The following is a 7,020-nucleotide window of genomic DNA, read 5'->3' as shown; positions in this document are numbered from 1 at the left end:
TCTGGTGGCAATGGCTCTGGTGGCAATGGCTCTGGTGGCAATGGCTCTGGTGGCAATGGCTCTGGTGGCAATGGCTCTGGTGGCAATGGCTCTGGTGGCAATGGCTCTAAAGGCGGTAATCGTGTTAAAGGCGATAGCAGTTCTCAAGGTGGTAATGGCTCTCAGGGCGGTAACCGTGTTAAAGGCGATAGCAGTGGAAACGGCTCTCAAGGTGGCAATGTAAAAGATAATGCGAAAAAACAAGGCGATAAGTTACCGAATACGGCAACACATTATCCTGCATCTATTTTAATGGGGCTTTCAACATTCCTAATTGGTATGTTACTATTTATTCGCCGTAAAAACGCAAAATAAAACACATCCTTCCATCTAAAAAATACATGAAATAAATTGTAAAAACTAAAAGGACTTTAGGTTGCATTTTATTATGCAGCCTAAAGTCCTTTTTATCACCTATCAGAAGGATTATTAATACGCTTTTCCCCAATACACCATTTGTTTAGCTTCTTTACCACAACAAATACATTCGTCAGCTAAATGCTCTTGCTCAAAAGGCATACAACGTGAAGATACTCCAACTTCTTCTTTTAGTTTCTCTTCACAAGCTAATTCTCCGCACCACATTGCCTTAATAAATCCTTGCTTTTCATCAGCTACTTGTTTCATCTCTTCAAAATTCGTCGCACTATACGTATTCTCATCGCGAAATACTTTTGCCTTATTAAATAAAGAGTCATGAATTTCCTCAAGTAGTGCTGGAATACGTTCTTCTAATTGATCCATTGATATAAATTCTTTTTCTTTCGTATCTCTTCTTACAAGTACAACTTGATTCTTTTCAATATCTTTAGGCCCAACTTCTAATCGAATTGGAATGCCCTTCATTTCATACTCATTAAATTTCCAGCCCGGTGTTTTATTACTAGCATCTATTTTCACGCGTGCAACTTTTTGAATATGTCCTTGTAACTCTGTTGCTTTCGCTAAAACTCCTTCTTTATGCTGAGCAATTGGTACGATAACAACTTGCACTGGAGCAACTTTTGGTGGCATTACAAGTCCATTATTATCGCTATGAACCATAATTAGCCCACCTATCATTCTTGTTGATACACCCCAAGATGTTTGGTGTACATATTGCCACTTACCGTTACGATCTAAAAATTTAATATCAAATGCTTCAGAGAAATTCGTTCCAAAGTTATGGGATGTTCCTGTTTGAAGTGCTTTCCCATCATGCATTAAGCTTTCAATTGTATAAGTTGCCTTTGCTCCAGCAAACTTCTCTTTTTCTGTTTTTTGTCCTTTAATAACTGGTATCGCTAAATAATCCTCACAGAAAGAAGCATATAAGTTTAAAATATTTAATGTTTCAGCCTGCGATTCTTCTGCTGTTTCATGGATTGTATGACCCTCTTGCCATAAAAATTCTGTCGTACGAAGGAATGGCCTAGTTGTCTTCTCCCAACGAACTACTGAACACCACTGGTTGTATAATTTTGGCAAATCATTATAGGATTGCACAATTTTTGAAAAATGCTCACAGAATAAAGTTTCAGATGTAGGACGTACACAAAGTCTTTCCGCTAACTTTTCATCTCCGCCATGCGTAACCCATGCTACTTCAGGAGCAAACCCTTCAACATGATCCTTCTCTTTTTGCAATAAACTCTCTGGGATAAACATTGGCATATATACATTTTCATGGCCAGTTTCTTTTAGCTTCTCATCCATCACCTTCTGCATATTCTCCCATAAGGCATAACCATATGGACGTAAAATCATGCACCCTTTTACACTTGAATAATCAACCAGTTCGGCTTTTTTTACAATATCGGTATACCACTGCGCAAAGTCCTCTTCCATCTTCGTAATGGCTTGCACTTGTTCTTTTGCCATAGTCAGTCTTCCTCCTTCTTCCAGAAAATACAAAAGAGCCCGCGTCCCTAAATAGGGACCGAGCTTTGCCGGCGTTACCACCCTGATTCATACACAAAAATTGTATATGCTCTCTTCTTGATAACGGGAAATTCCCGCTGCATATGCAGAACTCAAAGGCAGGTTCCATATTGCCTTTTTAAGAATCTTTCAGCCTGGCGGATTCTCTCTCTGCTAAAAAGGTTGAACATGTACTAGTCCTTTTTCATCGTTATAATGAAATAAATTTGTTGATTATCATAATACAAATTCTTTTTTAAAACAATAGCTAATTTTCTTATTATTATATATTCTTTTCGTTTTTTACAGTTTTATACGTAGCTTTTTCGAGAGATTTTTACAAGTTGATGTGCAATCATACCAATAAGTGTACCTAGTAGAACGAAGAAACCAATAAATCCATATCCCATTCCTTCCCACCCACCAATAACCATCATGGTAACAGGAAATGATGCTAAGCAAAGAAGTATTACAATCAGTGCAAATATAATATCAAACTGTTTGTCTGGAAAACGTTTCTTTAGTAAATATGAAATAGCAAATACAAGGAGAATTGTGATGCCACCAATGATGTAAAATATACCGAATCCATCTAACCAGTCCATACTATTCCCTCCGTCCGTAGATTCCCTTATACTTATTATATGTTTAATTTTTCTGAAAATAAACAATAAATTTTATTCGAAAACATATTTTTATTACTAGGTATTAATAGTAATATATAAGAATAGGTTTTATATAATTAGGAGGATTACTTTATGGATAAAGCATTAACGAATCGTGTCATTATTTTATCATTCGACTGTTTATCAGCTTTAGATTTTCCTATACTACAAAAACTACCTCATTTCCAATCTCTAATAAAAAAGGGCACGGTTGTCGAAAAAGTAGAACCAATTTATCCTTCTGTAACATATCCAAGCCACTCAACAATCGTAACCGGTAATTATCCTAACAAGCACGGTGTTGTTAGTAATACGTTACTTCAACCAGGACGTGAATCACCTGATTGGCATTGGTACCGAAAATCGATAAAAGGAACAACATTGTATGATGAAGCGCGTAAAGCAAATTTAACGACAGCTGCCCTTCTATGGCCTGTTACTGGGAGAGCAAACATTGATTACAATTTACCAGAAATTTTCCCCAATAGACCGTGGCAAAATCAAGTGTTAGTTTCCTTATTTAGCGGTAGCCCACTATACCAATTAGATTTAAATCGTCGTTTCGGCCATATAAGAAATGGTTTATCACAACCAGAGCTGGATGATTTCGTCCTCGCCTCTGCTGTACACACCATTCAGACGAAAAAGCCTAATGTTATGTTCGTACATTTCACTGATTTAGACACGCAAAGACATTATCATGGCTTTGAATCTAACGAAACAATAGCTGCAATTCATAGACATGATGAGCGGCTAGGGAAAATTATTCAAACTTTAAAAGACAGTGATCTATACGAAGAAAGTACAATTATTGCCCTTGGTGATCATAGCGCTTTAAGTGAAAACAAATCCATCCAATTAAATGTGCTATTCCATCAAAGAGGACTTATATCTCTTAATAAAAAAGGCAAATTAGTAGACTGGAAAGCCTATTGCCAAAGTTGTGATGGCTCTGCCTATGTATATGTGAAAGACAAAAATGATACGGATACAATTCGAGAAGTACAACTACTCCTTGAAGAACTGCTGCAAAATAAACAGAATGGAATTGAATTTATACTTCATGATGAAGCTGCGAAAGACTGCGGTGCAGATGGTAATTGTTTATTTATGTTAGAAGCGCAAGAGGGGTATTATTTCACTGAAAACTATACAGGAGATTTTATAAAAGAAATTACTGAAAAAGATGTTACGCCTAGTAAAAAATATACATTTGGTACGCATGGATACTCTCCAACAAAACCTAACTATGAAACAATTTTTATCGCTGCTGGAAAAGGAATAAAAACCGGCGTTACCGTCCCGTATATGAGACTTATTGATGAAGGTCCAACTATCGCTAGACTACTCGGTTTACACTTAGGCGAAACAGACGGAGCAATTGTAGAGGATTTACTCCAATTGTAAAGAACTGTGTATATATGTAAAAGTTATGTAAAATTCATCACTGTTTCTCTTTTTATAATTTTTATTTTTGTACACTGTTAGTAAAACAAATTTAAGGGGGAACATTATATGAAAAAAATGTCCAGACAAGAAAAAAGCTGGATATTATACGATTGGGCGAACTCGGTATATTCGCTCGTCATTACAACTGCATTATTTCCAATTTACTTTAAAGCAGCTGCAAAAGAAGCTGGACTATCCGGGGCAACTTCAACAGCATATTGGGGATATGCAAACTCGTTCGCTACACTTTTAATTTCTATACTTGCTCCTATTCTCGGCACAGTTGCTGATTATAAAGGATTTAAAAAACGATTTTTCACATTCTTCTTTGGACTCGGTATCGTATTTACAAGTATGTTAGCAGTCGTTCCAACATCTCAGTGGTACTTATTATTAGGATGCTATATGCTCGCCTTAGTCGGTTTTGCTGGAGCAAACATTTTTTATGATGCATTTTTAGTAGATGTCACTTCTGAAGATAGAATGGATCGAATTTCTACGCGAGGTTTCGCATTAGGCTATATTGGGAGTACTATTCCTTTCATCGGTTGTATCGCTCTTATTATTCTTTCTCAAAAAGGAACTATCCCTTTATCTGTTGGTATTGCTAGTCAAATTTCATTTGCGATAACAGCTCTTTGGTGGGGGTTATTTACGATTCCAATGCTAAAAAACGTAGAGCAAAAGCACTATATTGAACGTCACCCTAGACCAATTACAATGAGCTTCAAACGCCTTGCTGCTACTTTTAAAAATATTAAAGAATATAAAACTGTATTCATGTTCCTAATCGCTTACTTTTTCTATATTGATGGGGTCGATACAATTATTACCATGTCCACCGCTTACGGAACAGATCTCGGTATCAGTGCAACGAATCTATTAATCATATTATTTGTAACACAAATTGTCGCTTGTCCATTTGCTTTATTATATGGAAAATTATCAGCAACATTTACAGGTAAAAAAATGCTATATGTCGGTATCATTATTTATATCATCATTTGCATATATGCTTATTTCTTAAAAACGACACTTGATTTTTGGATTTTAGCAATGTTAGTTGCTACATCTCAAGGTGGTATTCAAGCACTAAGTCGTTCATACTTTGCAAAACTAGTACCAAAAGAATCTGCTAATGAATTCTTCGGATTTTATAATATCTTTGGTAAGTTCGCCGCAATTATGGGCCCGGTATTAGTCGGTGTTACAACGCAATTAACAGGAAAAACAAACGCTGGTGTTCTTAGTATTATTGTTCTGTTTATTATCGGTGGATTCTTATTAACTAGAGTTCCAGAAAATAATACATCCGTTACACCAACTAGTCCAAAGACTAAAACACTATAAGAAAAGATCCTCTTCTCATGAGAAGAGGATCTTTTTTATTTTTAACGGTGCGCCTTATAATAAACGACTCTACTGCTTGTACAAAAATAATTTATCAACAGTTGTTCCTAATACTTCAGCTAAACGGAATGCTAACGCTAAGCTTGGATCATATTTATTATTCTCAATTGCATTTATCGTCTGTCTAGAAACCTTGCATTTATCAGCTAATGCGCCTTGTGAAATATTATTTTCAGTGCGTAATTCATAGATTTGATTTTTCACACCATTGCTCCTAACCTGTAAAATCGTTTTTACAACATCAGTATATAATTGGCTCATATAGTTGTCAAAAGTTCCTCAAAGAAAAAGGGAGCAATTTTGCTCCCTTAAAATAGTTATTTCGAAGCTAACGAATTTGTTAGTTTCTCTTTATTAACGACATCTTCTTTCTTTATTTGCATACGTAGAACTGGCCCTATCGCTAATAAAACAAGTGCCATTGCTATACAAAACACAATAACTAGTGAAGTTAGTTCCTTTAATCCTCCAGCTAGTGAAGTTCCAATTAGCATTGCCCCCATAAACAGTGGTAAAATCGTCCCGTTTACTCTTCCAACCATATTTTCTGGTACAAGTTGAATCATAAGCGTACCGACAACGATATTAACACAAGCTAAACAAATACCTGTTCCAAATCTCATGAAACTAGTAATCCAAAATGATGTAGATAGCCCTTCTACTAAAAATGACATCGCTAATATGCTCATACCGAATACGAACATCTTTTTCGGATTCACTTTTGAAGCGAAAACTGCAGCAACAATACCACCGATTAACATACCTATTCCATCAGCTGCTGCTAAATATTGAACAGCTTCTTTTTCCATGCCTAAACGTTCAATTACAAGGAATACTTCTAATGGATTCGTTAATCCAACAGCTAAACCCATAATAGTAAAAGTGATCGTAATCATACGTAAATTTTTCGTGTGAAGAACGTATTTCCATCCTTCTTTTATATCATTTTTTAATGAATCTCTTGCCACTTTCTCTTTTTCAACCCATTTTGGTAAAAATGAAAGGGCGATAGCAGATAACAAAAATAAAATGATTAAGCTATATAGTGACGTAAATAAACCAAGTTGTGTATACACAAGCGATCCTACCACTGGCCCAAAAATTAGAAATAATGACTGTAATGTTTGGTTAAATGCAATCGCATTTGCTACCTCTTCTTCTTTTACATAGCGCTTAAATATACGCGAAGATGAGGGCTGAGAAAACTGACCTACAATCGCGGAAATGAGTGTTGCAAAAAATATAGCCTGCCAATAATCCAGCTTTAACAACAGGACAATTCCTATAATAGACAGTACACTCAACACATCTCCAGCGACCATTGTTCTTTTCGGATTCCAGCGATCTGCTAATGCACCACCAATGAACGAGAAAATAAAGATAGGTGCATACTCCATGACAGATAATAGAGACACTGAAACTGGATCATTATTTGTCCGCTCCATTATGAAATATAAAAGAGCCATATTTCTGATCCAAATTGCAAATTGTTGTAAAATATCAGATGCCATAACGAGCATAAATGCTCGGTTTTTAAATAAAGCTTTCACTTTCATTC

General features: G+C 35.8%; 7 protein-coding genes and 1 other annotated feature. Of the genes, 3 read left to right on the top strand and 4 right to left on the bottom strand.

Annotation, left to right across the window (positions count from 1 at the left end; translation table 11 throughout):
• The coding region (locus ACLBXA_RS23700; protein ID WP_015670561.1) for an LPXTG cell wall anchor domain-containing protein at positions 1-354 on the top strand (354 nt) is incomplete at its 5' end.
• A gap of 114 nt (positions 355-468) precedes the next feature.
• On the opposite strand, the gene proS is transcribed toward ACLBXA_RS23700, so the two are convergent.
• Positions 469-1,899 (bottom strand): proline--tRNA ligase, encoded by a 1,431-nt coding sequence (gene proS / locus ACLBXA_RS23695; protein WP_001040982.1) that lies wholly within the window; start codon positions 1,897-1,899, stop codon positions 469-471.
• A gap of 50 nt (positions 1,900-1,949) precedes the next feature.
• Positions 1,950-2,156: a binding site (T-box leader), on the bottom strand.
• 93 nt (positions 2,157-2,249) lie between these two features.
• Positions 2,250-2,543, bottom strand: a complete 294-nt coding sequence (locus tag ACLBXA_RS23690) for a YesK-like family protein (RefSeq protein ID WP_000383860.1) — start codon at positions 2,541-2,543, stop codon at positions 2,250-2,252.
• Positions 2,544-2,696: 153 nt separating this feature from the next.
• On the opposite strand from ACLBXA_RS23690, the gene ACLBXA_RS23685 reads away from it, so the two are divergent.
• Complete coding sequence (locus tag ACLBXA_RS23685) at positions 2,697-4,010, top strand: alkaline phosphatase family protein (RefSeq protein WP_000356443.1); 1,314 nt, start codon at positions 2,697-2,699, stop codon at positions 4,008-4,010.
• A 108-nt stretch (positions 4,011-4,118) separates the two neighbouring features.
• Positions 4,119-5,402: an MFS transporter gene (locus tag ACLBXA_RS23680; RefSeq protein WP_000738826.1), complete on the top strand. Its 1,284-nt coding sequence runs from the start codon at positions 4,119-4,121 to the stop codon at positions 5,400-5,402.
• A gap of 69 nt (positions 5,403-5,471) precedes the next feature.
• Here ACLBXA_RS23680 and ACLBXA_RS23675 read toward each other — a convergent pair whose 3' ends face one another.
• Both ACLBXA_RS23675 and ACLBXA_RS23670 read right to left on the bottom strand, forming a co-directional pair.
• On the bottom strand, positions 5,472-5,723 hold the full coding sequence (locus ACLBXA_RS23675; protein ID WP_002023181.1) for a helix-turn-helix transcriptional regulator: 252 nt from the start codon (positions 5,721-5,723) through the stop codon (positions 5,472-5,474).
• A 56-nt stretch (positions 5,724-5,779) separates the two neighbouring features.
• A complete protein-coding gene (locus ACLBXA_RS23670) occupies positions 5,780-7,012 on the bottom strand; it encodes an MFS transporter (RefSeq protein ID WP_000645357.1) in 1,233 nt (410 codons plus the stop codon).
• Positions 7,013-7,020: the final 8 nt, after the last annotated feature.

Source organism: Bacillus sp. D48C (assembly GCF_053345735.1).
This window is presented reverse-complemented; position numbering and strand designations above follow the sequence as displayed.

Bases quoted from the DNA above. Each gene is read 5' to 3' on its own strand.
- proS (WP_001040982.1), bottom strand. From the start codon at position 1,899: ATGGCAAAAGAACAAGTGCAAGCCATTACGAAGATGGAAGAGGACTTT.
- ACLBXA_RS23690 (WP_000383860.1), bottom strand. From the start codon at position 2,543: ATGGACTGGTTAGATGGATTCGGTATATTTTACATCATTGGTGGCATC.
- ACLBXA_RS23685 (WP_000356443.1), top strand. From the start codon at position 2,697: ATGGATAAAGCATTAACGAATCGTGTCATTATTTTATCATTCGACTGT.
- ACLBXA_RS23680 (WP_000738826.1), top strand. From the start codon at position 4,119: ATGAAAAAAATGTCCAGACAAGAAAAAAGCTGGATATTATACGATTGG.
- ACLBXA_RS23675 (WP_002023181.1), bottom strand. From the start codon at position 5,723: ATGAGCCAATTATATACTGATGTTGTAAAAACGATTTTACAGGTTAGG.